At 60.2% G+C, this 22,731-nt stretch carries 17 protein-coding genes and 1 pseudogene; 4 read left to right on the forward strand and 14 right to left on the reverse strand.

Annotated elements, in window-relative coordinates:
* Positions 1-16: 16 nt before the first annotated feature.
* The 10 genes from TQ39_RS02395 to secG form a co-directional block, all read right to left on the reverse strand.
* Complete coding sequence (locus TQ39_RS02395; RefSeq protein WP_167541518.1) at positions 17-1,033, reverse strand: N-acetylmuramoyl-L-alanine amidase; 1,017 nt, start codon at positions 1,031-1,033, stop codon at positions 17-19.
* Positions 1,034-1,174: 141 nt separating this feature from the next.
* A complete protein-coding gene (locus TQ39_RS02400) occupies positions 1,175-2,272 on the reverse strand; it encodes a hypothetical protein (RefSeq protein WP_050004425.1) in 1,098 nt (365 codons plus the stop codon).
* Positions 2,273-2,341: 69 nt separating this feature from the next.
* On the reverse strand, positions 2,342-3,769 hold the full coding sequence (locus TQ39_RS02405; RefSeq protein ID WP_167541519.1) for a sensor histidine kinase: 1,428 nt from the start codon (positions 3,767-3,769) through the stop codon (positions 2,342-2,344).
* A gap of 39 nt (positions 3,770-3,808) precedes the next feature.
* Positions 3,809-4,465, reverse strand: coding sequence for a response regulator transcription factor (locus TQ39_RS02410; RefSeq protein ID WP_050004427.1), 657 nt, complete (start codon positions 4,463-4,465; stop codon positions 3,809-3,811).
* A gap of 180 nt (positions 4,466-4,645) precedes the next feature.
* Positions 4,646-5,539, reverse strand: coding sequence for an EamA family transporter (locus tag TQ39_RS02415; protein WP_009326014.1), 894 nt, complete (start codon positions 5,537-5,539; stop codon positions 4,646-4,648).
* A 387-nt stretch (positions 5,540-5,926) separates the two neighbouring features.
* A complete protein-coding gene (locus TQ39_RS02420; RefSeq protein ID WP_050004428.1) occupies positions 5,927-6,745 on the reverse strand; it encodes a C39 family peptidase in 819 nt (272 codons plus the stop codon).
* 300 nt (positions 6,746-7,045) lie between these two features.
* Complete coding sequence (locus tag TQ39_RS02425; RefSeq protein ID WP_009326019.1) at positions 7,046-7,486, reverse strand: GNAT family N-acetyltransferase; 441 nt, start codon at positions 7,484-7,486, stop codon at positions 7,046-7,048.
* Between the two features lie 63 nt (positions 7,487-7,549).
* On the reverse strand, positions 7,550-7,816 hold the full coding sequence (locus tag TQ39_RS21175) for a pro-sigmaK processing inhibitor BofA family protein (RefSeq protein WP_009326020.1): 267 nt from the start codon (positions 7,814-7,816) through the stop codon (positions 7,550-7,552).
* A 175-nt stretch (positions 7,817-7,991) separates the two neighbouring features.
* Positions 7,992-10,091, reverse strand: a complete 2,100-nt coding sequence (gene rnr, locus TQ39_RS02435; RefSeq protein ID WP_050004430.1) for a ribonuclease R — start codon at positions 10,089-10,091, stop codon at positions 7,992-7,994.
* A gap of 99 nt (positions 10,092-10,190) precedes the next feature.
* A complete protein-coding gene (gene secG, locus TQ39_RS02440) occupies positions 10,191-10,439 on the reverse strand; it encodes a preprotein translocase subunit SecG (RefSeq protein WP_009326022.1) in 249 nt (82 codons plus the stop codon).
* Between the two features lie 293 nt (positions 10,440-10,732).
* On the opposite strand from secG, the gene TQ39_RS02450 reads away from it, so the two are divergent.
* Positions 10,733-12,469, forward strand: a complete 1,737-nt coding sequence (locus TQ39_RS02450; RefSeq protein ID WP_050004432.1) for a gluzincin family metallopeptidase — start codon at positions 10,733-10,735, stop codon at positions 12,467-12,469.
* Positions 12,470-12,565: 96 nt separating this feature from the next.
* Here TQ39_RS02450 and TQ39_RS02455 read toward each other — a convergent pair whose 3' ends face one another.
* The 4 genes from TQ39_RS02455 to TQ39_RS02470 form a co-directional block, all read right to left on the reverse strand.
* Positions 12,566-14,812: a DNA gyrase subunit A gene (locus tag TQ39_RS02455; protein ID WP_050004433.1), complete on the reverse strand. Its 2,247-nt coding sequence runs from the start codon at positions 14,810-14,812 to the stop codon at positions 12,566-12,568.
* A 114-nt stretch (positions 14,813-14,926) separates the two neighbouring features.
* On the reverse strand, positions 14,927-16,906 hold the full coding sequence (locus TQ39_RS02460) for a DNA gyrase/topoisomerase IV subunit B (RefSeq protein WP_009326025.1): 1,980 nt from the start codon (positions 16,904-16,906) through the stop codon (positions 14,927-14,929).
* Positions 16,907-17,057: 151 nt separating this feature from the next.
* Positions 17,058-17,987, reverse strand: coding sequence for a hypothetical protein (locus TQ39_RS02465; protein WP_009326026.1), 930 nt, complete (start codon positions 17,985-17,987; stop codon positions 17,058-17,060).
* Positions 17,988-18,003: 16 nt separating this feature from the next.
* Positions 18,004-19,122, reverse strand: coding sequence for a putative NPN-dependent ornithine cyclodeaminase (locus TQ39_RS02470; protein ID WP_009326027.1), 1,119 nt, complete (start codon positions 19,120-19,122; stop codon positions 18,004-18,006).
* Positions 19,123-19,243: 121 nt separating this feature from the next.
* Between TQ39_RS02470 and TQ39_RS02475 the strand changes: the two genes are divergently transcribed.
* The 3 genes and pseudogenes from TQ39_RS02475 to TQ39_RS02485 all read left to right on the forward strand — a co-directional run bounded on the left by TQ39_RS02475 (position 19,244) and on the right by TQ39_RS02485 (position 22,658).
* Complete coding sequence (locus TQ39_RS02475; RefSeq protein WP_270248419.1) at positions 19,244-20,674, forward strand: aldehyde dehydrogenase; 1,431 nt, start codon at positions 19,244-19,246, stop codon at positions 20,672-20,674.
* A gap of 182 nt (positions 20,675-20,856) precedes the next feature.
* A pseudogene (pyrB, locus tag TQ39_RS02480) lies at positions 20,857-21,759 on the forward strand (aspartate carbamoyltransferase); the annotation flags it as partial.
* 326 nt (positions 21,760-22,085) lie between these two features.
* Positions 22,086-22,658 carry a hydrolase gene (locus tag TQ39_RS02485; protein WP_050004434.1) on the forward strand — a complete coding sequence of 191 codons (573 nt, stop codon included), beginning with the start codon at positions 22,086-22,088 and terminating at the stop codon, positions 22,656-22,658.
* Positions 22,659-22,731: the final 73 nt, after the last annotated feature.

Consider the following 22,731-nt stretch of genomic DNA (forward strand, 5'->3'; position numbering starts at 1 on the left):
GCGGGGCTTTTTTGCATCATGTCTCGGGCAGCGGCTCGGTGCCGAAATATTCACAAATGGCTTCGTAATACAGCCGGGCTGCGCGCCTGCAGCCGTCGTCCGTTCCCCAGGCAGCCACATCGGCCTCGCTGGTAACAAAGCACTGCTCCACCAGTACGGCGGGACAATCTGTTTTTTCCAAAAGGCCAAAGGTCTGCTCGGAGTAAACGGTGCTGTCGCTCTCCTCCACCACCTGCTTTTCGTAGCCGCTTTCATCGTCGCCCGCATAGTAGATGTAACGCACGCCCGCGTTGCCGCGCAGGCGCTGGCCCGCCGCGCCGAATTTATCGGCAATGAGATGCGCAAGGCGCAGCGAATCCTCATGATGGGTGCGCCCCGGCGGCTGCGGATAGCATTCCAGGCCATAGGAATCAGAGGAATAAGGGTCTGAATTGCCGTGCACGGAGAGCAGCAGTGAAGCGCCCGCGCTGTTTGCCGCGGCCGCGCGCTCGGTGTTTTTGGAAAATGTATCCGCCGCGTGGGTGCGCACGGGCGTATAATTCTCGTCCTGGGTGAGCCAACCCTCCAGATATCCGATCGTTGCTTCTGTGAGCTGGATCTCGTTGATAACGCCTTCCGCGCCGATGTCGGTGCCGCCGTGGCCCGCGTCGATGGCAATGGTATAGGGCGGGCCCTCATGGGGCGCCGCGGCCGTGGGCAGAGCGGCGCTCTGCCCGGCGGCGCCGCCCTCCGTCCCGGCGGGCTGGGCAGCGGACGTCTGGCGCAGCACGGCCAGCAGCACGATGGCCAGCGTCAGGCAGGCAAGCCCCAGTGTGACAAGCCGCCTGCGGCGCTTCTGGCGGCGGCGCGCCGCCGCACGTGCGCCGCGCACGGTGCGCGGGCCGGGCGCGGCCGGATATCCGTAAGGCCCCGGCTGCCGCACGCGGGCCGCTCTTTGTCCCCCGCTTTGGGGCGGGACACGCACGTTCGCCGCATGCCGTGCGGGACGGCGCGCACGGCCTCCCTGGTTGATATTTCTGTACTCCGTCTGCACGCACACCCGCCCTTTTTCGCCATTTTTTGATAGTTTAACACACAAGTGTGTCGAAATTGTATCATGTTCCTCTTAATTTTACCTTAAATTTTGACCAGTGTGCTTTTGAAGAATAGCTTTGCGGGCCGCGGCCCTGTAAAGTTATTTTCCATTCAAATAAGTATTGTTTCTGAACCAATATGCGCGTAATGGATACCCTTCAAAACCATAATTTACATATGCTTGCATAGAGTAGTTTCTATAGAGCTGATATGTTTTCCCATTGTCTCCTTCGACCAGTAAACTTATTTGATTTTCTCCGCTATCTTCCATCTTTCCGAGAAGTTCCACACGAACATCTGTCACTGCTGCACCACCAATCAACATACTGCCGGAAAGCTGTTCTCTCGTTTGCTGCTTTAACTTCTCCGCTACCTCTGCATAACTCGCTTCGGTCTCATTCCAATAGCCATAGCTATCTGTAGTCTCAATACTAGTCTTTTTCACAAAGCATGACGGCAACTCCGTCGCCCACATTTCAGTTAGTTCATCATTGCTGGGAGTATAGTCTACACTGATGAACTCACCGGTTGTAGCATCCAACGTACAGCCTACTGCATTGGTACTGAACAAGACACCGTCTGCGGCTTCTTCTCTACTTACATTCCATACTGAGCGTATCACTTCTTCGCCGGGATTAATGTTTGTATTTATTTCCACACAAGACAACGTCAAAATATCCTGCGACAGTTCAATTCCATAAATTTTTTCAAATACCGCTCCCGCCGCGTTTGCTGCCTCCTGTGCCGATACAACCGGATCGAGCGCCAACTCACTTTCCAGCATTTTTCTCTTTTCTTCCTGAAGCAGTGGTATTTCATTTAACATCTCATCAAAGGAATTTTTCAACTCTTCTTTTTCATCACCACTGACTTCTCTTCCGTAATAATTGCCTGTATCTGCAATCTCTTTCCAATGCTTCACACTCTGTTCTGTTGATTCCCGTACCGCTTCCAGTTCTTCCTCAATATGTTCTGCCGCCCAATAATACTCATAATTTTTACCACCGCCAATATCCTGCGCAATGGCCTCCTGCGCGGCGCTGGGCGGCGTCAGGTCGTCGCTGGTCACAACGGGCCGGCTCTCCTGCGGCGCACAGGACACCAAAGCGCTCATCGTAAGCGCCGCCGCCAGGCACGCCGCCGCAAATCCCGTCCAAGCGCTCCGCATCTTCCGCACCGTTCTGTTGCTTTTCTTCATCGCAAGCAACCTCCTTTCGATGCTCCCAGTATCCCATGAAACTGTTGCGGCATTTTCTTCAAGATGTCATCAAGCTGTAAATATTACGGCGGCCGTGGTGCCCGCGCCCGGCGCGGAGGTAAAGGACAGCGCCGCGCCATGGCTCTGCGCGATCTGGAAGCACAGCGCAAGGCCCAGCCCCGCGCCGCCCTGTTCCCGGCTGCGGGCCTTGTCCGGCCTGTAAAACGGTTCGCCGATGTGCGCCAGCGTCTCCGCGTCCATGCCGCGGCCCGTATCCTGCACCGTGAGCATCAGGCGGCCCGTCTCCCGCCGTGCGCAAAGGCGCACACTGCCGCCCGGCCCGCATGCCTTTACAGCATTGTCCGCCAGGTTCACCATCAGGCTTTCCAGCAGCGCCGCTTCTCCCTGCACCGTACAGGCGTCCGCCTGCACCGGCTCCAGCGCCACGCCCCGGGCAGCGGCTTTGGGTGCGACGGTGCGTGCCGCCTTTTCCAGCAGAGCGGGCACGTCCACAGGCTCCCGCGCCGCCTGTTCGCCCCGCAGGGCCGCCATTTGCAAAAGGCGCTCGCTCATCACGGCAAGGCGGTTTGCCTCCTCCACGATGTACTGCGCAGCCTCATATTTTTCCTCCTCGGACAGCTCGGCCCGCTGGATGTATTCAGCATAGCCGCCCACAGCCGTGAGCGGGGTGCGCAGCTCATGCGCTACGTTGTCCACAAGCTGCTGCTTGCGCCGGGCCGTTTCACGCAGCTCGGCCACGTTCCATTCCACACGGGCCGCCATCTCATTCAGCGCATGGGCAAGCTGGCCCACCTCGTCCCGCGTGCGCTCCGGGCTGCGGGCCGTGTAATCGCCGTCCGCCAGCCGCCCGGCCACCCGGGCCAGCCGCTCCATGGGGCGGGAAAGCCCCCGCAGCACAACGTACAGCGCAGCCGCCAAAACAGCGGACACCGCCGCGCCTGCCAGCAAAAATGCCCGGCGCGTCTGCGCCCACTGTACAAAAAAGGCCTCCATGTCAAACGCGCATGTGACGGCTACATCCTCCGGCGGGGCGGGCAGCACGGCGGAGATATACAGCACATGCCGCCCGCCGGACAGCAGTACCGTATGCACGCGCTGTCCCTCGGGCGGCACCTCAGGCAACGCGGAATCCGGCTGCGGCAGCTCATCCGCCCATACGTCGCCCGCCTGCGCCACACGCAGAAAAACGCCGGAGCGTTTCAGCTGCCCGGCGTAGTTCTGCGCCAGACGCGGCAGCGCCTCCGGCCTGCGCGCCTGCACTGCGGCGGCGTCCGCGGCAAGGCTCTGCGCCACGGAATGCTGCTGCGCCAACAGCTTGCCGCATTCGGCTTCAAACGCACGCTGCTGACTGACGGACGCAATGGCCGTTGTGCCGCCGCCCAGTGCAAGCAGAAACAGCGCCAGTGTGAGCAGATAGGTCTTTTGCCAGAATTTCAGCCGGACGCTCCCGCGTCCCTTTTCCATTTTGTTCCGCAAGCGCCGCGCCTCCATTTTCGGGAGCGCCCGGCGCGCTCCCTATTCCTTTGTGCTCAGCCGGTAACCGAGCTTGTACACCGTCTGGATACGATCTTCAAAGCCCAGCTTTTTGCGCAGCTTCTGAATATGTACGTCCACGGTTCGGGTGTCTCCCTCATAATCGTAGCCCCAGGCCAATTGCAGCAGCTTTTCCCGGGAAAGCGCCAGATTCCGGTTGCGCACCAAAACGCCCAGCAGCATAAATTCCTGCGGCGTAAGCGCCACCTCGTGCCCGGCAACGAACACACGGTGCGTGCCGAACTCCACATGGCAGTCGCCCAGGTCGAACACCTCGGCCCCGGCGTGCACGCGGCGCAGCACGGCCTCCACGCGGGCCAGCAGCTCCAATATCTCAAAGGGCTTCACGATATAATCGTCGGCGCCAAGGCCCAGCCCCTGCAAACGGCTGGAAAGGTTGTTCTTCGCCGTAACGAAAATGACGGGCAGCGCCGGGTCCAGCTGTTCCTTTACTTCAAAGCCGGAGCAGCCCGGCAGCATCACATCCAGCAGCACAAGGTCGAACCGCTCGGCCCCGGCCATCTCCAGCGCACAAGGGCCGTCGAAAGCCTGCGCCGCTGTGTGGCCCACCAGCATAAGGTTGCGTTTGACAAGCTCACTGATGGGGCGCTCGTCCTCCGCGATCAATATTTTCGCCATAAAGCGACACTCCTTTTTTTCCGATCCCCATTATCTCTCAGACTTGTTAGAAAGTTGTAATGGGCGGCGGCGCGCCGGTATGCCGCGCGGGGAGGCTTTTTCCCCGGCGCACAACAAAAGCGCCGCACGTCATATAGACGCGCGGCGCTGCCGTTTTGTTGCAAAAAGTTTACAGTTTCGTCATTCCATGCCCAGGATCGCGATGCCCACGGCAGCCACCGCAATAACGGCGTACTGCGCCTTCGACAGCTTTTCCTTGAGGAAAATGCGGCTCCACACCAGAGACATGATACAGTAGGAAGAGATCATGGGCGCGGCCACGATGGCGTTTGCGCCGATGGCGAACACATAAGCGAACTGGCCCGCGGTCTCGCACAGGGCGGCGGCCAGCTTGGGCTTTTCCGCCGGAAGGCTGATCTTCTGCTTTTTGACGATCACCACATACACAAACGCAAAAACGGCCATCATCAGAAACGTCAGCTCATAGGCGATGTTCGCCTGCTCCTCGGCAATGACGGTATCCAGCAGGAGCGCATCCGCAAAGGTGCCCAGGCCGTCGATGATGCAGTACAGGATAGGGAACAGAATAGCCAGAAAGCTGCGGGTATGCTTTTTGTCGGGCGTATCGCCCTCCCGGCGGCGCAGCGCATCATCCTGCTTCTTTTCGATATAGGAAAGCGCGAATACGCCCACGCATACCAGCGCCACCGCGAAGAACTGCAGGCCGGACATCGTTTCCTTCAGAATGAAAAAGCACAAAAGGGCCGCTACCGCGCCCGAGGAATTGCAGATGGGCGAGGAAATGGAAAGCTCAATGTACCGCAGGCCCGCATAACCCAGGATCATGGACAGGATATACATAGCCGAGGCGGGCAGATAGGTGACGATATCCGAAATGCTGAACGGCGTGCCCGTGGCGATGAGAAAGAAGGCGTGCGCGCCCATTACAACGCCCACAGCCATGACCATCTTCCAATGGCTGTATTTATCGTCGGGCCTGGAGCCCAGCTTGGAGAACAGGTCCGAACCGCTCCAGAACAGAATCGCAATCAGGGAAAGAATAAACCATGTCATATGTAAAACATCCTTCTAAATTTTATAAAGGCACACAGCAAAACAAAGCCTGCGCACGAGGCGCGGGCGGCTGCATGCGGGTGGCCGTGCGTTCAGAAGGATGCGGCCGGGGGCGGCCTGCGGGGAAACCGGGTATTGTGCCAGCACTGGGTACGCCGGATGCTGTTTCGTGTCATGAAAAGATGCCGCCTCCTTTTGCCGAAAATTTGTAAGCGATTCATTCTATCATGAACACACAAAAAAGCGCAAGTGTTTTGGTGCAAAAAACGCTTGCCGGCCCACAAAGGGCCGCCAAGCGTTTTGCGTGCGCCGGCGCCAAAGCCGTCATCCCACAAAGGCGCTTTCTTCCGCAGAGGCTCCTTCGCGCTCCGCGTTTCCCCGCTTTGGTCAATGCACCACGACGGCGCGGCTGCCCATTTGTCTGAAGCATTGCAGAAACGCAGCCGCGTCCACTCTGCGCCTGCCCTGCAGCGGGTCTGCGATGGTGCAGGTATCCCCGTCCCACCCCGCAAGCACGACGCAGTGCAGATTGACATAAGGCGCGTAGGTCTCGCCCGTATCCGCCAGCAGCCAGGTGCAGCCTCCCGTGCGCGGTGCGGAAAGGTCTTTTGTGATCCACACGATCACAGGGTCTCCGCCGCGCAGATACTGCAAAAGCCCCTGTCCGGTAACGCCTGTTATATCCGCCGCACGCAGAGCCGAGCCCTGCGCCGCCAGATAGGCGTTCGCCCCCTGTGCCACCGGCTGTGCGAAGCAGTAAAAGCCCAGGCCCGCGGCTGGGTCGCCCGCATAGGCCAGCTCTGGGTCAGGCCCGGTGCGGCCGTCCGTGGTTTCTTCGATATCGCCGCGCGGGATATAACCATAGGCAAGATCCAGCTTGTCGGCGGGCACGCCCTTATATTTCAAAAGAGCCGCCAAGCTGGCGGCCTCGCAGCCGTTGGGCAGCTCCGGGTTTTGCAGGACCGTCCTGACCGGGAGCTGCACTCCGAACCGGCTGCGTGCCCTTCCATACAGACGGAACGCACACAGCAGCGCCCCGCAGCACAGCGCCACAGCGGCAAGCCGCCGCCATGCGCCGGGCTGTGTTTTGCGCGCATGAGCCGGTTTGTAAAAGACGGCGGCACGCCCGGCGCGCTCCGTCAGAGCATTCCGGCCCTGCACGTTCCGCGAATGGAGCGTCACCTCCCGATCATAAACGGTCTGCATTCCCATTCCTCCCCTTTGGGCAGGCTGGCTCCTGCCCTTTTTTCCAGATTAGCGCGCGTTTGTTTCAAACTTGTCGCCTTTTTGTATCCGGCATGTTACCGTGCTGCAAAAAAGGAGGACCACTCAGCCCAGCGGAACGGCAGCAGCTTCCGCTCCGTTCGTTTGCTTCGTGTTCTGAATCCGGACCGCTAAACCATCCAGGGGCGCCGTGCGCAAAAAAGCTCCCGGCGGCGGGGGCACAGGCTTCTTCGCCTGCGCCTTTTCCCGCCGCCGGGAGTCATCGTCTGCCGTTCTGTGCTTTTACAGCGCCATACGCATAGGAACGTGGGGATACCCTTCGTCCAGATACGGTTCACCGTACGGCGCAAAGCCAACGGCCTCGTAAAAGCCCTGCTTGTCGTACTGTGCGCCCAGCTCCAGCGTGCGCGCCCCCTGCGCCCGCGCCTTATCCGCCACGGCCGCCAGAAGCAGCCGGCCCACGCCCTGCCCGCGCAGGCCCCGCTGTACGGCAATGCGCCCCGCATGCCACACGCCCGGCGCGTCCGCAAACACACGCGCCGTACAGCGCGCGGCCCCTGTTTCGTCCAGGCCCAATACATGCAGGGCGTTCTTGTCCTGCTCGTCCCTGTCCGCCTCCAGCGAAAAGCCCTGCTCGTCCACGAATACCTCTTTGCGCAGCCCATGGGCCAGCGCCATGCGCGCTGCGTCGTCAAACCCAAACCATTCAAAGTGCAGCGTCAATTTTATTCCTCCCTCCGCGGCGCGGCATGCGCCGCCTTTGGGGAATATTGTAGCCGACGGACGTTAAAAAAGCAACAGCACACGCAGCAGCAGCATGGTGACCACGCCCGGCGCGCCCAGCACCACGGCTACAAACGCCGTGGCGTAATTAAGCGCGATGGAAACGCCCGTGTACCCTGCCAGCAAATTCACCGCGCCCAGAGATGCGGCCCCGCACACCGCGCTGCCCAGCGCCCGCAACAGCGGCCGCTTTGCCTTGGATGCTGCCAGCACTACGCCGATCACGCTCATCAGCGCCGCGAACACTCCGATGGTCTGTACCAGGATCATTTTTTTCACCTCGCCACAGCATATGCGGACAAGGCCCCCAGTATGACACCCGGATGCGTCCGGGGAGCAGCCGCCGCGGCAGCGCTTTTCCCGGGCGCGCAAAAGCCCCGGCGGGTACGGCTGTCTGCCGCACGCCCGCCGGGGCCCGCCGGGCCGGAAGCACCGGCTCCTTCCGCTACTGTTCCTGTGCCGGAACGAAATCCACATTGCCCTGAGAGACATCCACGCCCGCCACACGCACGCGCATGACGCCGCCCAGCCGCCATTCCCGGCCGGACAGAATATCCCGCAGCGCCACGCCCTCGGTGAGCGTAAGCGCGTTTTCTGAAAGCGCCTGCGCGCGCACAAGGCCTTCTACGGTATTGGGCAGCTCCACATACAGGCCGAACTGCGTGATCGACGAGATCACGCCGTCGAATTCCTCTCCCTCGAAGCGGCGCATGTATTCGGCCTTGTAGCAGTCCTCCACATCGCGCTCCACCGTCATGGCCAGCACCTCGCGCTCGGAGGACTGCACCGATGCTTCGGCCGCGAACTGCGCATATTTTTTCTGCACCGCGCCGTCGTCCATACCCGCGCAAACGTCGGAAAGGATACGGTGGATGGCAAGGTCCGGATAGCGCCGGATGGGCGAGGTGAAGTGGGCGTAATCTGCCAGCGCAAGGCCGAAGTGGCCCTTGGGCTGCGGCTCGTACTTTGCCTTGGCCATGCTGCGCAGCACACTTGTGTGCACCGGGCGCTCCAGATTGGTGCCCCGGGTATCGGCCAACAGCTTCGCAAGCTCCAGCGTGGTGGGCGTATCGCCCGCAAAATGGAAGTCCACACCCGCCGCCGTCAGCGTCTGCTTCAGCTTTTCGATCCGCTCTGGGTCCGGCGCTTCGTGCACACGGTACACGAACAGCAGCTTCAGCCGCCGCGCCAGCGCCGCCGCCGAGGAATTGGCCAGCAGCATAAATTCCTCGATCATCTGCTCCGCCTCGCCGCGTTCGCGCTTCACCACGTCCACACAGCGGCCCGCCTCGTCCAGCACCAGCTTTGCCTCGCCGCTCTCAATATCCATCGCGCCCCGGGCTGCGCGCAGCTTGGCCAGCTTGTGGTACAGCTCGCGCATCAGCGACAGCTCCTGCGCCACGGCGGCGTAACGCTGGCGCAACGCGTTGTCCGCCGTGCCGTCAAAAATGGCGTTCACCTCTTTGTACACACCTTTCACGCGGGAACGGATGACGGATTTCACGAACGCGTAATCCACTACACGGCCCGCGGCGTCCAGCTCCATCATACAGGAGAATGCCAGCCGGTCCGCGCCCTCGTTCAGGCTGCAGATGCCGTTGGAGAGCTGGCGCGGCAGCATGGGAATGACGCTGTCCGCATAATATACCGATGTGCCCCGCGCAAACGCCTCGGCGTCCAGCGCGCTGCCGGGGCGCACATAATGGCTCACGTCCGCGATGTGTACGCCCAGCCGGTATCCCGTATCGGTCTTTTCCAGGGAAATGGCGTCGTCGATGTCTTTCGTCTCGGCGGAATCTATGGTGAAGACAGGCATGCCGCGGTAATCCCTGCGGCCCGCCGCCTCTTTTTCCCCCACGGCCGCGCCCTCGTATTTTTTCGCTTCAGCCTTTGCCTTGAGCGGGAAATGGCGCGAGAGCCCCGCGCCATACAGCAGTGCCTTTGCGCACTGCTTGGCCTCCTCGGCGCTGCCGAAGCGCATGGCTACGCCCGCCCGGTGGTCCTCGTGGGAATCGCCGCGCTCCAGAATCTCCACCGCAGCCTTTTCACCGTCGCGCGCGCCGCCGTCGGCGCTCTTTTTGATATAGATGGGGCAGTGCGGACACGCGTCCGGCACCAGCGCCAGCCTGCCCTCAATGGTCTCCACCGTTCCGGTAAAGCGGTTGTTTTCCTTCACCACGGCCAGCACCTCGCCCTCGGACGAGCCCTCTACGCGCGGATGCTCGAACAGCGACACCAGCAGCGTGTCGCCGGGCATGGCTCCCATCAGGTATTTGCCCGGAATGAAGATATCCTGCCCGTCGGGCTGCACAGGCCGCGCGAAGCCAAACTTGCCCGCCAGCTTCACCAGCGTACACTCCACGGCGTTCCCTGTTTTCGGGTCCGGCACGGCGTACACGCCCTTGCGGCACACCACCTTGTTCCGCTCCACCAGCTCGTCCACGGCGCGGGCCACTTTTTTGTCGTTGCCCAGCTTCGCCTTCAGCTCTTTCAGGCGGCGCGGCTTCTTTTGCAGCTCTTTCAGTATTTTTGCTTTGATTCCCATAATATGCTCCTTACTCCACACACATAACAATACTTTTCCCCGGTCTTCGGAGATATATAGCAAAAAAGCCCGCCAAAAGCTGGCGGGCTTTTTTCTGGCTTATTTCAGATAGATGCTGATGACGCCCACCAGGATAGCGAGCACAAAGAACACGATGGCCGCATACTTGGTGTATTTGGCAAGCATGGCATTGGAGGAACGCGAGCGCCCTTCGTTGCCCATCATCTCACCGCCGGCGATCGCACCGGACAGGCCGTTGCCCTTGGATTCCTGGAACAGAACCATCACGATGATGGCAATGCTGCACAAAATCAGCAAAACACCGCTGATAATCTCTAAAACACCCATTTTGAAACCTCCAGTTCATTCGCGTAAATAACTATACCATAGCCCGCGGCAAAAAGCAAGCATATTTCTCGCGCGGCGCGCGGGTTTGCGAGGCCTTTCGTGTTTTATCCCATCCTTTGGCGCGCCCGGCGCCCGGCCGCGGGGCAAATTTGCAAAAAAGAGCGGCTTTTCCCCGCGTTTTGTGGTATGCTATTAACAGCCGCCGGTGCGCCTGTATGGGCGCACCGGCCATGCGCGCGGCGCACCTCCGGGGCGTCCCGCCGCTTTCTAAAAAACGAGCAAGGAGAGATCATATGATTCACCGCCGTAAAGCCGGCCGCGCGGCCGCCGCCGTGCTGGCCGCCTGCCTGCTGTTTTCCGCCTGCGGGCCGAACCTGTTCCAGACGCAGGCCGAGGAACGCCCGCCCGTTGTGCATGCCGATGTGGATTTCAGTACGCTGGAGTACACACGTCCCGACCTGGACGCGCTGAACGCGAAGATCGACACAGCGCTGGAGCAGGTCTCCGCCGGAGACAAGGAAGAAGAAACATTGGCCCTCTACGACGACATTCTGGCGGATATCAGCGAGCTGGACACCATGAGCGCCATCGCCGGCATCCGCTACAATATCGACCTTACGGACGAATATTACGAAGCCGAGGAGCTGGCTCTGGACGAAGCATACACCCGTCTGGACAACCGCATGAACGAACTGACGGGCGCGATCCTGGAATCCGGCTACGGCAAGGCCGCCCGTGCGCGCTGGGGCGACGGCTTCGTGGAGCGTTACGAGGTGAACAGCAAGCTCAATTCTCCTGAGATAGAAGAGCTGAGCATACGGGAACAGGCCCTTGTGAGCGAGTATCAGAAGCTGTCCGCCACCGAATATACGGCCGAGCGCGACGGAGAAGCCGTGACGCTGAACGATCTGGATCTGACGCAGGAATCCGATATCGCGCTGTACTATGCGATCTATGAAAAGCGCAACGCAGAGCTGGGACAGATCTACCGTGAACTGGTGCAGCTGCGCGTGGAGATCGCCAAAAAGCTGGGTTATGACAGCTACACCGATTACGCCTATGACCTCCTGGGCCGCGATTTCACCAAAGAGGATGCGGCCGCGTTCAGCGAAAAGGTCAAGGAGTACCTGGCCCCCATCAGCGACGCGATCTACAACCGCTATTACAGCGATATTGCCGCGGCACAGGCCCGCACGGACGTTACCTTTGACGACGGCATCCCTGTGCTGGAACAGGCGCTGAAGAACGGTGGATATCCCGCCGCCATGAGCGACGCGCTGACCTACATGCTGGAACACAACCTGTACAGCTTCGGCGGCGGCGCAAACAAAATGGCTGCGGGCTACACCACGCTGCTGAACCGTTACGCCGCGCCGTATATGTTTGTGAATACCGATTATTATACCGACCCGGGTACACTGTTCCACGAGTTCGGCCACTATTACAACTTCTACCTCATGGGAGAGACGCTCTGGAACGACGGCAACAATCTGGATCTGGCGGAGATCCACTCCCAGGGTCTGGAAGTGCTGATGTTCGACACCTACGAGGATATGTACGGCGAGGACGCCTCCTATATCGAGTACGCACAACTGATGAACCTGGTGGATTCCGTACTTCAGGGCTGTGCCGAGGACGAATTCCAGCAGGCCGTGTTTGAGGACCCGGACATGCCGCTGGACGAGATGAACCTTCTGCATGCCCAGATCTATCAGGACTACATGGGTTATCCTCTGGTTTACGAGTGGGTGGATATCCACCATCATTTCGAAACGCCGTTCTACTATGTCAGCTATGCCACCTCCGCCGTGTCCGCGCTGGAACTCTGGGCGGACGCGCTGGAAAACCGGGACAAAGCCATGCAGATCTATGATAAGCTGACGCAATATACCATCAACGTGGAATACCTGGAAACACTTAAGAAAGTGGGGCTGAGCGACCCGTTCTCCTCCGATTGCGTGCAGCGCGTGGCGCAGGCGCTGAATGACGAGATGCAGCTTTCCGGCAAGCCGGGCTCCAAGGCCGCATGACCTTTATTCCGCCACCATTCCTTCGTATCAAAAAAGCCGCCGCGGCTCCGCTGAACGGGAGCCGCGGCGGCGTTTTCGATTCCGTTTTCCGGGCCCTTACAGCAGCTGCATCTGCTCGGCGGTGTCCTCGCCGCGCAGGATAGCACCTGCCGCGGGCAGCGTACGCACGCGGTAGCGGTGCGGGTCCGTCAATTCCAGATTGGCTGCGCGGCGCACATGGATGATGGACTGGTTCTTTTTCAGCGTAACAACGTTCACACCTGCGGTATTCTTTGTCTGCTTCGCGGGCACCTGGGCCGAATTCACCAGCAGCATGCGGCCTGCGCTGGTGTAAATGGCAAGCTCGCATTCCTCGTGCAGGTGTGCCGCGTACACCAGCGGCGATTTGTCGCTGAAGGCATTGAGCAGCTTGCGCCGGTTCTGCTTGGTGGCGTAGCTTTCCATGGGCACCTTTGCCGCTTTGCCGTTGGCAAACAGGAAGAACATATGGCCTTTGTAATCCGTTGTAAGGGCCATATACACGGGCGTTTCGCCCTCCTCCATGCCCAGCCGCGCGGCGATATAGTCGCCCATCACGCTGGCCTTGCCGTCGTCAAAATCGCCCACGCGGCACTTGTACACCTGGCATTTGCTGGTGAAGAACAACAGCTCGGCGTTGTTCTTCGTTTCCATCTGGACGGTGATCTCGTCGCCCTCCTTGAGCTTTTGCTCACCGGACATCCGCAGGGACTGCGGCGTGATCTTTTTAAAATATCCTTCGCGGGTATAGAACACGGTAACGGGATAATCCGGCATGCCTTCGTCCTCGTCCTCATCCTCGGGCAGCTCCGCCTCGTACAGGATCTCGCTGCGGCGCGGCTCGCCGTATTGCTTGGCGACCGCCGCCAGTTCGTCGATGATGACCCTTTTGATTTTTGCCGGGCTGTTCAGGATATCCTTCAGCCGGGCGATGTCCGCTTCCAGGTCCGTCGTTTCCTGTGTACGCCTGAGGATGTATTCGCGGTTCAGGTGGCGCAGCTTGATCTCAGCCACATACTCTGCCTGCACCTTGTCGATGCCGAAGCCGATCATCAGGTTGGGCACCACCTCGGCTTCCTCTTCGGTCTCGCGCACAATGCGCACAGCCTTGTCGATATCCAGCAGAATGGCCTCCAGGCCCTTGAGCAGATGCAGGCGCTTTTCCTTGCCCTGCAGATCGTAATACGTACGGCGGCGCACGCACTCGGTGCGGAATGCGGCCCACTCGCCCAATATCTCGCGCACGCCCATCACACGCGGCATGCCCGAGATGAGGATATTGAAATTGCATGGGAAACTGTCCTCCAGCGGCGTCATGCGGAACAGCTTCTGCATCACCTTGTCCGCGTCCTGCCCGCGCTTGAGGTCAATGGTCAGCTTGAGGCCGTTGAGATCCGTCTCGTCGCGCATGTCGCTGATCTCTTTTACGCGGCCGGATTTTACGAGCTCGGCGATCTTGTCCATAATGGCCTCGATCGTGGTCGTGGGCGGGATCTGGGTCACCTCGATCATATTGCCGTCTTTCTGGTACTCATATCGGGCGCGCACGCGCACGCCGCCCCGGCCCGTCTCATAGATCCTGCCGATATCCTCCTCATTGTACAGGATATAGCCGCCGCCCACGAAATCCGGTGCGGGCAGGGTGGAGCGGATGTCATGATCCGGGTTCTTAAGCAGGGCAATGGTGGTCTCGCACAGCTCCGCCAGGTTGAATGAGCAGATGCTGGACGCCATACCCACGGCGATGCCCAGTGTGTTGTTGGCCAGGATCGTCGGGAACGTGACGGGCAGCAGCGTGGGCTCCTGCGTGGTGGCGTCGTAGTTGTCCACAAAATCGACGGTATCCTTGTCGATGTCGCGGAACAGCTCGTTGCACACCTCCTCCAGCTTCGCCTCGGTATAACGCGAGGCGGCGTATGCCATATCCCGGCTGTACGCTTTGCCGAAGTTGCCCTTGCCGGAAACGAAGGGCACCAGCAGGCTTTCGTTTCCCCGTGCCAGGCGCACCATGGTATCGTAAATAGCCTGGTCACCGTGGGGGTTCAGGTGCATGGTGCTGCCCACGATGTTGGCGGACTTTGTGCGGTTACCCTTCAAAAGGCCCATGTCATACATCGTGTACAGCACCTTGCGGTGGGCCGGCTTAAAGCCGTCGATCTCCGGCAGCGCGCGGGAGACGATGACGCTCATGGCGTAGGGCATATAGTTGGTTTCCAGCGTCTGGGTGATGGGTTCTTCCAGTACGCTGCCCGCGTCCAGTATCTCTACGCTGTCGCCCAACTGCGGGCGCGCGGCTGTTTTTTTCGGCTGTTTTTTCTTTGCCATCTGTTTTCCTCACATCTCAAGAATTGTGCGGCCGCCGAACGGGTCCAACGTATGGCCCTTGGGGCAGGCCGCGGACGCGGCTTGTTCAGCGTCCGTCCGGGAAGGACGCATCCGTCAGGACACGTCCAGCTCATCCAGATATTCGTAGCCATGGTTGGCGATATGCTCCTTGCGGCCCGCCAGGTTGTCGCCCAACAGCAGGTCAAACACTTCTCCCGTGCGCTTTGCATCCTCCGGCGTTACCTTGATGAGGCGGCGCGTCTCGGGGTTCATCGTCGTCAGCCACATCATCTCTGCGTCGTTTTCGCCAAGGCCCTTGGAACGCTGGATGGTATACTTTGCACCGCCGATGCGTTTCAAAAATTCAGCCTTTTCCGGTTCGGTATAAGCAAAGTACGTCTTGCCCTTGCTCTCGATCTCATACAGGGGCGATTCCGCGATATACACATAGCCTTCCTCGATGAGTGAAGGAACAAGACGGTAGATCATCGTCAGGATCAGCGTGCGGATCTGGTAGCCGTCCACATCGGCGTCGGTACAGATGATGACCTTGCTCCAGCGCAGGTTGGCGATGTCAAAGCTGGAGAGATCCTTTTTGCCCTTGCCGCCCAGTTCCACACCGCAGCCCAGCACCTTGATGAGGTCCGTGATGATATCGCTTTTGAAAATCCGGTCGTAATCCGCCTTCAGGCAGTTGAGGATCTTTCCGCGCACGGGCATGATGGCCTGGAATTCCGAATCCCGGCTGGTTTTGACGGCGCCCATGGCCGAATCGCCCTCCACAATATATATCTCACGGCGGGCAAGGTCCTTGGAGCGGCAGTCCACAAATTTCTGCACGCGGTTGGCGATGTCTATCTGGGCAGAGAGCGTCTTTTTCGCGCCCTGGCGCACCTTGTCCGCATGCTCGCGGCTCTGCTTGTTCACCAGCACCTGCTGGGCCAGCTTCATCGCCTCGTCAGGCTTTTCGATGAAGTACACTTCCAGGTTGTGCTTGAGGAACTCCGTCATGGCCTGCTGAATGAACTTGTTGGTGATGGCTTTTTTCGTCTGGTTCTCGTAGCTCGTCTGCGTGGAGAACGAACTGGAGACGAAAATCAGGCAGTCCTGCACGTCGGTGAAGGTGATCTTGCTCTCGCCTTTTTTGTACAGGTTTTTCGCCTTTAAAAATGCGTCGATCTGGTTGACGAAAGCCAGCTTCACGGCGCGGTCCGGGCTGCCGCCGTGCTCCAGCCAGCTGGAGTTGTGATAATATTCCAAAAGCTGATTTTTATTGGAAAAACAGAACGCGGCGCTCATTTTGACCTTATAGTCCGGCCTGTCCTCCCTGTCGCGCCCTTCGGCGGTGGACTGGCAGAACACCACGGGGGTCAGGCTTTGAAGGTCGGCCACTTCCTCCACATAGTCCTTGATGCCGTTTTCGTAGCAGTATTCCGTTACTTCCTTTTTCTCGCCGCTCTCGTCGGTGAACACAAAGGTGACGCCCGCGTTGACAACGGCCTGGCGCTTGATGACGTCCTTATAATATTCACTGGGCACGTTGATATCGGTGAACACTTCGGCATCCGGCTTCCAACGGATGGCGGAGCCCGTTTTTTTGCGGGTGGCAGGCTCTTTTTTCAGCCCTCCCGTGTTTTCCCCCTTGCGGAAATCCAGGTGATAATGGAAACCGTCCCGGTAAATATCCGCCGTCATCCATTCGGACGCATACTGCGTGGCGCACAGGCCCAGACCGTTCAGGCCCAGGGAATATTCGTAATTGTCCGCGCCGGCGGAGTATTTGCCGCCCGCGTACATCTCGCAGAACAGCAGCTCCCAGTTGTAGCGCTGCTCGTTTTTATTGTAATCCACGGGCATGCCGCGGCCGAAGTCCTCCACCTCTACCGAGCCGTCCTTAAACTTGGTGATGAGGATGCGGTTGCCGTAGCCCTCACGCGCCTCATCGATGGCGTTGGACAATATCTCGAAAATGGAATGGGCGCAGCCGTCCACGCCGTCGGAGCCAAAAATAACGCCGGGACGCTTGCGCACCCGGTCGGCGCCCTTCAGGGATGTGATGCTTTCATTGGTATAGGCGGCAGGTTTTCTTGCCATTCGGTTTGTGCCTCCTTGGAGCTTCATATTTGTGATCGCTTTGCCGTACAGAGCTATAAAACAGCCCTATAGCCATATGCTGTAACCGCGCACAGGGCGGCCCGTCTGGGCCGCCCGGCGCAACGCTGCTTTTGTTTTGGGCGTTCCCGCATCACAGCAGATACTGCGACACCAGCACCGCCCCCATCGTGAACACCGCGGCCGCGGCCATGGTGACAAAGGGCATATACCGCAGGATAAAATCCGCCGTGGAATCCTTCATGATGGAAACGCAGGCCTGCGGTGCGCCGCCCATGGCCGGAACGGCGGGCCGTTCCATTTCCTGCTCCGGTACGCCGCGCAGCGCGCGCGGCATCCGGGGCTTTTGCACAGCATACTGCACGCCGCCGCCCCGCTGCCCGCCGGAGCCGCCGGCGGGCGCTTCGTCCTGCACGGGCAAAAACTGCATATCCGCACCAAACTGGGGGCGTGCCGGCGCCGCGCCGCTCTGCGCATCGCGCACGGCCGCCTGCATCAGCACCTTTTCCACGCCGCACTCGCTGCAATAACGGATGCCGCGGCCCGCGTTGTAATTGAACGCGCCGCAGGTGCAGCGCCAGCCGTCGGCAGCCTCCTCGGGGTAATAGTCCGCATCCTGCGTGCCCAACGCGCGGCACACGGCCGCGCGTTCGCGCTGGGGCAGGGGCCGCAGCGCAGGCAGCGCCACAGCCGGGCAGCGGCGCAGATCATGAGGCGCTCCGTCGTCGTAGGTGACGGAGCCCAGGCGTACCTCCACGCTGCCCAAAGGCTCGTCGCTGACAAACACCGCATCGTCGAAGCCGAAGCACTCGCCTTCCCCGGCATACACGTTATCATAGGTAAAGGAGTCCTCCACCACCACTTCGCCGTATTTGTTCTTGCAGCGGAAATACGCTGTGAACGAGACCAGCGGGCGGGAGAACAGGTTTTTGAACGTAAGCGTCACGACCGTGGCGCCCGTGCCTTCCATGCGGAACAGCTCCACCATAACAAAATGCACCGGGCTGCCTTTACAATAATAGCTCGCGCGGGACTGCGCAAGCGGCGTAAATTTCTGACTCATTGGAGCAACACCACCCTTAACGGTTTATTTTATCATATTTTTCCGCAACCGGCAAGCCGAGCCCTGCGGCCACGCGGCACAAAAAGTCCTGTGCATTGGCCACGATGGGCACGCTGGAAAGGCTGCCCCTGTCCCGCAGTTTGTTGGTGACGAACTCGGAGATATCCACACAGTACAGGTATACCGGCCGTACCCGGCCGCCGCGCACACAGTAGGAAGGCGTCATATTGCCCGTGGCAATGGTATGCAGCTGGGTGGCCACACAGATGACGGTGGTGGCCTGCTGCACCAGCTCCCGCATGGCGTTCTGCGCTGCGTACACGTCGCCGTATACGCCGGGCAACGGGCCGTCGTCGCGGATGGAACCGGCCAGCACATAGGGCACGCCGTGCGCCACGCAGGCATGCATAATGCCGTCCCGGATGCCGTTCTGTTCGATGAACGCCGGAATGGAGCCTGCAGCCCGCGCGGCGTTGATGACGTCGATGTGGTGGTAATGGCCGTTGGGGCGGCTCTCCTGCGTGTAGATATCCTGCCCCAGCGCCGTGTGCAGCAGCGAACCCTCCAGGTCGTGCGTGGCAAGAGCGTTGCCCGCCAGCAGGCCGTGGGCATAGCCATTTTCGATGAGCGCCTGCATGGCCGCCTTGGCCGACGCGTCGAAGCTGCATGCCGGACCGAGCACCCATACCACATTGCCGTGCTCTTTTTCATGGCGCAGCAGCCCGGCCAGTGCGTCATAATCCCGCGTGAAAGCCGTTTCCCGGCTACGCCCGGTGCGGAACGCGAACGCTTCGGCGCTTTTGCCGCCCGCGGAAAAGCCCTCCGTATGCATCAGAATGCCCTCGCTGCCATCGTCCGTGCGGCCCAGCACCACGCTGTCGCCCTGCACAAGATTGCGGAACTCCACAATGCGCAGTTCCCCGTCCGGGGCCAGAACAGGCACGCAGTCCATACGGCTTTTTTCAGCAAGACGCCACACGCCGTCCACTTTATAATATTCCGGATACATGCCTGTGGCATGATAGCCCGCAGGCGCGGCGCCGTCCGCAGGGGCCGGTGCCGTGCGCACGCTGGGCGCATTTTGTAAAAGCGGCGCGGAAAAATCCGGCGCGCAGTATTCGGGCAATGTAAACATATCATTCCCGCCTTTCCTCTGTTTTACAAGTATTCCGCAGGCGCCGGCCGCACGGCAGTGCGCGTTCGTTTTCGGAAAGCCGCGGCGCCGCTCCTGCAAACACAATGTTTACGAGTGCATTATAACATGCTATACTGACAGCAACAACCCATACCACTATAAACCACAGGAGGGCCAAGGCATGCAGATTGAAGAGCTGGTATCCGCCCAGAGGGCTTTTTTCAATACAGGCGCGACAAAAGACGCCGCTTTCCGCCGCCGCGCGCTGGCCGCGCTGAGGCAGGCGGTAACGGCCCGGGAGGCCGATATCTGCGCCGCCCTGAAGGAGGACCTGCACAAATCTCCCTTTGAGAGCTATATGTGCGAGACAGGCCTTGTACTGAGCGAGCTGACCTATATGGAAAAGCATCTGAACCGCCTGATGCGTGCCAGGCGCGCCAAAACCCCGCTGGCGCAGTTCCCCGCCCGCAGCTTCGTCGTGCCCGAGCCGCTGGGCGTGGCGCTGGTGATGAGCCCGTGGAATTATCCGTTCATGCTCTCGCTGGACCCGTTGGTCGGCGCGATCGCGGCGGGCAACTGCGCGGTGCTCAAGCCCAGCGCGTACGCGCCGGCCACCAGCCGCGTTTTGAAGGAGCTTGTGGAAAGCTGCTTCGCGCCGGACCATATCGCCGTCGTGGAGGGCGGACGCGCGGAAAACGAAGCCCTGCTGGAACAGAAATTCGACTATATCTTTTTCACGGGCAGTGTGGCCGTTGGCAGGCTGGTGATGGAAAAGGCCGCGCGCTGGCTCACGCCCGTGACGCTGGAGCTGGGCGGCAAAAGCCCGTGCATCATTGACCAAACCGCAGACCTCCCCCTGGCGGCAAAGCGCCTCGCCTTCGGCAAATACCTGAACGCCGGGCAGACCTGCGTCGCGCCGGATTATGTGCTCGTGCACAGGGACGTTCATGACGGGCTGCTGGCGCTTCTGGCCGGGGAGATTGCCGCCTTTTACGGCAGCGACCCGCTGGCCTGCCCGGATTACGGACGCATCGTGAACGAAAAGCATTTCCACCGCCTGATGGGCCTGATGGACAGCGGACGCGTGGTATGCGGCGGCACGGGCAGCGCCGAAACGCTGCAGATCGCGCCCACGGTGCTGGCGGACGTTTCACCCGACAGCCCGGTGATGAGCGAGGAAATTTTCGGGCCCGTCCTTCCCGTGCTGGCCTATGAAAGCCTGGATGAGGCCGTGGCGTTCGTGAACGCGCGGCCGAAGCCCCTGGCACTGTACCTGTTTACCACCGACAAAGCCGCAGAGCGCCGCGTGCTGCGGGACTGCAGCTTCGGCGGCGGATGCATCAACGACACCATCATCCACCTTGCCACCAGCGACATGGGCTTTGGAGGCGTGGGTGAAAGCGGCATGGGCAGTTACCACGGCAAGCTCAGCTTCGATACGTTCACACATTACAAAAGCATTGTCAAAAAATCAAACCGGCTCGATCTTCCCGTGCGTTACCAGCCCTATACAAAGGAAAAGGAGCGCATGCTGCGGCGTGTTTTAAAATAAGAAACGCCCTTTACAACCGCCGCCCGGCGCGGTATAATGTCCAAGAAATTGCCGCTGCACGGCAAACATGTCTGCCCGGTGAATGCGAGGTGCAGGCCGGGAAGCATGGCGTGTCACCGCGCGGCCTGCAGCAAGCCGGGCGCGGCTGCCGTGCCCGCAAGGGATTCTTGGAGGGAATGTATATGCGCCATTTGATCGACCCGCTGGACTTTACCGTGGAAGAGCTGGACAGGCTTCTGCGGCTGGGCGAAGATATCCGCCGTGAGCCGGGAGCCTACTCGGAAAGCTGCAAAGGCAAAAAGCTTGCCACTCTGTTTTACGAGCCAAGCACCCGCACCCGTCTTTCGTTTGAAGCCGCGATGCTCAATCTGGGCGGCAGCGTGCTGGGCTTCCCCAGTGCCAACGTATCCAGCGTTTCCAAGGGCGAAAGCGTGGCCGATACCATTCGTATCGTCTCCTGCTACGCGGACATTGCCGCCATGCGCCATCCCTTGGAGGGCGCGCCCATGCGCGCGGCACGCTTTTCGCGCATCCCCGTCATCAACGCGGGCGACGGCGGCCACCAGCATCCCACCCAGACACTGACGGACCTGCTCACCATCCTGACGCGCCGGGGCCGCCTGTCCCACCTGAAGATCGGCTTCTGCGGCGATTTGAAATACGGGCGCACCGTGCACTCGCTGGTGAATGCGCTGGCCCGTTACGAGGGCAATGAATTCGTGTTCATCAGTCCCGAGGAGCTGCGCGTGCCCGGCCACCTTATCGAAAACGTTGTCAAGCCCGCGCACATCCCCTATGCCGAGGTGACGGGACTGGAGGAAGCCATGGCGGACTTGGACATCCTGTATATGACGCGCATCCAAAAGGAGCGTTTTACCGACGCCGGCGAATATGAACGCCTGAAAGGCAGTTATGTGCTGGATATGCCCAAAATGGTGCTGGGCAAAGCAGACATGGCGGTGCTGCACCCGCTGCCCCGCGTAAATGAGATCGCGCTGGCGGTTGACGACGACCCTCGCGCCGCCTATTTTGAGCAGGCGCAGAACGGCGTGTATGTGCGTATGGCACTGATCCTGACGCTGCTGGGCCTGGCGCCCTCCGGCCCGCTGGCCGAGCAGGCTCTTTCCGCACAGCGCGCCGCCGAGGCAACGGGTGCGCCGTGCCGGAACCCCCGCTGTATCACGGTTGCCGAAGAAGAGCTTGTGCCCCTGTACGTCCCCGACGCTCACGGTGTGCCGCGCTGTGTGTACTGCGAGCACAAAATGCCGTGATCTCTCCTCTGCGCGCTGCGGCGTAGGACGCAAGGCCGTCCTCTCTGCGGCGCGTTTTGTTCAGTTCCCCTCTTTTGTTTTTGCGCAGTATCTGCTACAATAAAGCCAATTTCCAAATTTTTTGAAAAGGGGTCTTTTCCATGACGCGTGAAGAAGCGCTTGCACTTTTAAAAAAATACAACAAAGAACCGTTCCATTTGCAGCATGCTTTCACGGTGGAGGGCGTCATGCGCTGGTATGCGAACGAGCTGGGGCACGGCGACGAAGCGGATTTCTGGGCGCTGGTCGGCCTGCTGCACGACGTGGATTTTGAGCAGTGGCCGGAACAGCACTGCAAAAAAGCGCCCGAGCTGTTGGCTGAGATTGGCGCGGACGATGCGTTCGTACACGCGGTTTGCAGCCACGGCTACGGCCTGTGCAGCGATGTGGAGCCCGTGCTGGAAATGGAAAAAGTGTTATTTGCCGCGGACGAGCTGACGGGCCTTGTCGGCGCGGCCGCGCTGATGCGCCCCTCGAAGAGCGTGCAGGATATGGAGCTTTCCAGCCTGAAGAAAAAATTCAAAGACAAAAAATTCGCCGCGGGCTGCTCCCGCGACGTCATCCGCCAGGGCGCGGAACGCCTTGGCTGGGAGCTGGACAGGCTTCTGGACAGCACGCTGCAGGCCATGCGGGCCTGCGAGGATGATATTGCGGCACAGATGGCCTCTCTGTAAGCCTTTCCTGCGGGACATCCGTTCCCGGCCCACCAACCAGATGAAATCAAGCAAGGCGCCCCGGGCATTTTCC

Source organism: Ruthenibacterium lactatiformans (genome assembly GCF_000949455.1).
Lineage (GTDB): Bacteria > Bacillota > Clostridia > Oscillospirales > Ruminococcaceae > Ruthenibacterium > Ruthenibacterium lactatiformans.

Excerpts from the sequence above, each read along its gene's own strand:
- TQ39_RS02400 (WP_050004425.1), bottom strand. The coding sequence starts at position 2,272 with ATGAAGAAAAGCAACAGAACGGTGCGGAAGATGCGGAGCGCTTGGACG.
- TQ39_RS02410 (WP_050004427.1), bottom strand. The coding sequence starts at position 4,465 with ATGGCGAAAATATTGATCGCGGAGGACGAGCGCCCCATCAGTGAGCTT.
- TQ39_RS02415 (WP_009326014.1), bottom strand. The coding sequence starts at position 5,539 with ATGACATGGTTTATTCTTTCCCTGATTGCGATTCTGTTCTGGAGCGGT.
- TQ39_RS02420 (WP_050004428.1), bottom strand. The coding sequence starts at position 6,745 with ATGCAGACCGTTTATGATCGGGAGGTGACGCTCCATTCGCGGAACGTG.
- TQ39_RS21175 (WP_009326020.1), bottom strand. The coding sequence starts at position 7,816 with ATGATCCTGGTACAGACCATCGGAGTGTTCGCGGCGCTGATGAGCGTG.
- rnr (WP_050004430.1), bottom strand. The coding sequence starts at position 10,091 with ATGGGAATCAAAGCAAAAATACTGAAAGAGCTGCAAAAGAAGCCGCGC.
- secG (WP_009326022.1), bottom strand. The coding sequence starts at position 10,439 with ATGGGTGTTTTAGAGATTATCAGCGGTGTTTTGCTGATTTTGTGCAGC.
- TQ39_RS02450 (WP_050004432.1), top strand. The coding sequence starts at position 10,733 with ATGATTCACCGCCGTAAAGCCGGCCGCGCGGCCGCCGCCGTGCTGGCC.
- TQ39_RS02455 (WP_050004433.1), bottom strand. The coding sequence starts at position 14,812 with ATGGCAAAGAAAAAACAGCCGAAAAAAACAGCCGCGCGCCCGCAGTTG.
- TQ39_RS02460 (WP_009326025.1), bottom strand. The coding sequence starts at position 16,906 with ATGGCAAGAAAACCTGCCGCCTATACCAATGAAAGCATCACATCCCTG.
- TQ39_RS02465 (WP_009326026.1), bottom strand. The coding sequence starts at position 17,987 with ATGAGTCAGAAATTTACGCCGCTTGCGCAGTCCCGCGCGAGCTATTAT.
- TQ39_RS02470 (WP_009326027.1), bottom strand. The coding sequence starts at position 19,122 with ATGTTTACATTGCCCGAATACTGCGCGCCGGATTTTTCCGCGCCGCTT.
- TQ39_RS02485 (WP_050004434.1), top strand. The coding sequence starts at position 22,086 with ATGACGCGTGAAGAAGCGCTTGCACTTTTAAAAAAATACAACAAAGAA.